Annotated in this window: 1 protein-coding gene and 1 pseudogene; both read left to right on the top strand. The window is 64.7% G+C overall.

The window, feature by feature from the left end:
• A pseudogene (locus IOC61_RS17275) lies at positions 1 to 218 on the top strand (histidine/lysine/arginine/ornithine ABC transporter ATP-binding protein); the annotation flags it as partial.
• A 22-nt stretch (positions 219 to 240) separates the two neighbouring features.
• A partial coding sequence (locus IOC61_RS17270; RefSeq protein ID WP_195689956.1) for an ABC transporter permease subunit occupies positions 241 to 600 on the top strand: 360 nt, incomplete at its 3' end.

The following is a 600-nucleotide window of genomic DNA, read 5'->3' as shown; positions in this document are numbered from 1 at the left end:
CCGAACTGGTGGGGGATGTGCTCAAGGTCATGCGCGGCCTCGCCGACGAGGGGCGCACCATGATCCTGGTGACCCACGAGATGGCCTTCGCCCGGGACGTCTCCAGCGAGGTGATCTACCTGCATCAGGGCGTGATCGAGGAGTCCGGTCCGCCCGAGGCGGTATTCGGCAACCCCCGCTCGGAACGCCTGAAACAATTCCTGGCCCCCAAGCACTGAGCCGGCCCACGAGGTAAGCCCCATGATCAATCTTCACGGCTATGGCCCGCGACTGCTGGAGGGCGCGCTGATCACCGTCGAGCTGGCGGTGCTGTCGCTGCTCCTGGCCATCGTGCTGGGCCTGATCACCGCCAGCGCCAAGATGTCGCGCAGCCGGGCGGCCCACGCCATCGGCACCCTCTACACCACCATCATCCGCGGCGTGCCCGACCTGGTGCTGATGATGCTGCTGTTCTTCGGCGGCCAGATCGGCATCAACGCGATCACCGACCAGCTCTATGCGCACTTCGGCTGGGATATCTTCATCAACGTCAACGAGTTCGTGGCGGGGGTGATCACCATCGGTCTGATCTTCGGCGCCTACATGGGCGAAACCTTCCGT

Origin of the sequence: Halomonas sp. KAO (assembly GCF_015595025.1) — a bacterium.
GTDB lineage: Bacteria > Pseudomonadota > Gammaproteobacteria > Pseudomonadales > Halomonadaceae > Halomonas.
Note: the sequence above shows the minus strand (reverse complement) of the source record. Positions and strands in the feature narration are given on the sequence as shown.